The sequence below is a fragment of the Thauera sp. 28 genome (genome assembly GCF_000310145.2).
Lineage (GTDB): Bacteria > Pseudomonadota > Gammaproteobacteria > Burkholderiales > Rhodocyclaceae > Thauera > Thauera mechernichensis.
The window spans coordinates 1-2,363 of sequence record NZ_AMXA01000069.1; the positions used below are offsets into that span (position 1 = coordinate 1).

Genomic DNA, 2,363 nt, shown 5'->3' on the forward strand with positions numbered 1-2,363 from the left:
GCTCGCGACTTGCGTCGCTCCTACAGTGCGCCGCCGCGGTTGATCACCCGCGTGGGAGCGGCGCGAGCCGCGAGGGGTTGAAGGCGATGACGATGGGGTGCTGCCCGAAAAGCTCGCGACTTGCGTCGCTCCTACAGTGCGCCGCCGCGGTTGATCACCCGCGTGGGAGCGGCGCGAGCCGCGAGGGGTTGAAGGCGACGGCGATGGGGTGCTGCCCGAAAAGCTCGCGACTTGCGTCGCTCCTACAGTGCGCCGCCGCGGTTGATCACCTGCGTGGGAGCGGCGCGAGCCGCGAGGGGTTGAAGGCGATGGCGATGGGGTACTGCCCGAGAGGCTCGCGACTTGTGTCGCTCCTACGGTGCGCCGCCGTGGTTGATCACCCGCGTGGGAGCGGCGCGAGCCGCGAGGGGTTGAAGGCGATGGCGATGGGGTACTGCCCGAGAAACTCGCGACTTGCGTCGCTCCTGCGGTACCCCGCCGTGCCGCCCTCCGTTACCATCGCCGCCATGTCCGCCGCTCCCGAACTCGACGTTTTCCATTGCCCGCTCGACGGCGTCCGCCTGGTCGAGGCCTCGGCCGGTACAGGCAAGACCTGGAACATCTGCGGTCTCTACCTGCGCCTGCTGCTCGAACGCGGGCTGGGGGTGGAGTCGCTGCTGGTGGTCACCTTCACCAAGGCCGCCACTGCCGAGCTGTCGGGGCGCATCCGCGACCGCCTCGCCGAGACCCTGCGCGTGCTCGACGGCGCCGCCCCAGGCGGCGACCCCTTCGTGCCGCGCCTGATCGAGACGGTGCAGGCGCGCGGCGTCGACACCGCACTGATGCGCCTGCGCCTGCGCCATGCGCTGCAGGTCTTCGACGAGGCGTCGATCTTCACTATCCACGGCTTCTGCCAGCGTGCGCTCGCCGATACGCCCTTCGCTGCCGGCCTGCCCTATGCGCTCGAGCTGGTCGAGGACGACGACGCGCTGCGCCTGGAGGTGGTGCGCGACTTCTGGCGGCGCGAGTTCGCCGGCGGTGCGCTGCCCGCGGCGCTCGCCGCCCACCTGCTGGCACGCCGGGACAGCCCCGAGGCGTGGGCGGACGTCCTCGGTCGCCACATGGCGCGCCCGCTCGCGCGCGTGCTGTGGGACGAGGCGGCGCACGCGGCTGAGGATGCCCGTTGTGCCGCTGCCGTTGATGCCGCGCAGGTGCGCCTGGATGCGGCCTGGGCCGCGGCGCGTGCGCTGGCCGGCGAGCGCGAGTCCGCGGTCGAGCACGTGCTGGCCAGCCTCGAGCACCTCAACGCCACCAGCTACAAGGCCGATGCGGTGGCGCGCGCGGGCGCCGAGTGGGCGCACTGGCTGGGCGCGCACGACGTCTCCGCGCCGCTGCCAAAGGACCACAAGCTCGCCCTGCTTGCCGCCGACACCTTGCTCGCACGCAGCAAGAAGGACGCCCTCAAGCGTGGCCTGGCGCCGCCTGCCCACCCCTTCTTCGATGCCGCCGCCGAGCTGCTTGCCGCCCGTGCAGAGGCCGAAGCCCTGCTCGACGGCTTGCGCGCGGGCCTGCTGCGGCGCTGCATCGAATCGGGGGCGGAAGCGCTGCGCCGGCGCAAGCGCGACGAGCGCCAGATTGCCTTCGACGACATCCTGTGGAATGCCCACCAGGCCTTGCACGGTGGCGCCCAGCCCTGGCTTGCGGCGGCACTGCATGCGCGTTATCCGGTGGCGCTGATCGACGAATTCCAGGACACCGACCCGCTGCAGTTCGGCATCTTCGACCGCATCTACCGCGCCGAGGGTCGTCACGGCACGCTGTTCCTGGTCGGCGACCCCAAGCAGGCGATCTACAGCTTCCGCAGCGCCGACCTGTTTACCTACCTGATGGCGCGCGAGCGTGCCGATGCGCGCTACACCCTGGCCCACAACCAGCGCTCGGCGCCCGCACTGATCGAGGCCTGCAACCACCTGTTCGGCGCCAACCCGGCAGTGTTCATGATGACCGGGCTGGATTACGTGCAGGTCGGCGCCGGCAGCCGGCCGCGCACGCCGCTGGTCGACGATACCGAGGCCGGGGAGGGCGGCGCAGCACCGGGCGACCCCGGACCACCGCTGCGGCTGTGGCGGATCCCGCGCGACGAGACGCTGGCGACGGCCGGGGGTGAAGAGGGCGAACAGAGCGACGGCGGTGATGGGCAGGCCGGCGGGGACGGCGCTCTGGATGCGAGCGGCGGCGTGCGCCTGGCGCGTGCCGAGGCCTTGCGCCGTGCTGCACGTGCGAGCGCGGCCGAGATCGCCCGCCTGATCGCAGCTGGCGCGGCCGGGCGCATCCGCATCGGCGAGCGCCCGCTCGCGCCAGCCGACATCGCCGTGCTGGTGCGC

General features: G+C 72.3%; 1 protein-coding gene. It reads left to right on the forward strand.

Features of this window, described 5'->3' with window-relative positions; genetic code table 11:
- Positions 1–506: 506 nt before the first annotated feature.
- A partial coding sequence (locus C662_RS19425) for a UvrD-helicase domain-containing protein (protein ID WP_002934398.1) occupies positions 507–2,363 on the forward strand: 1,857 nt, incomplete at its 3' end.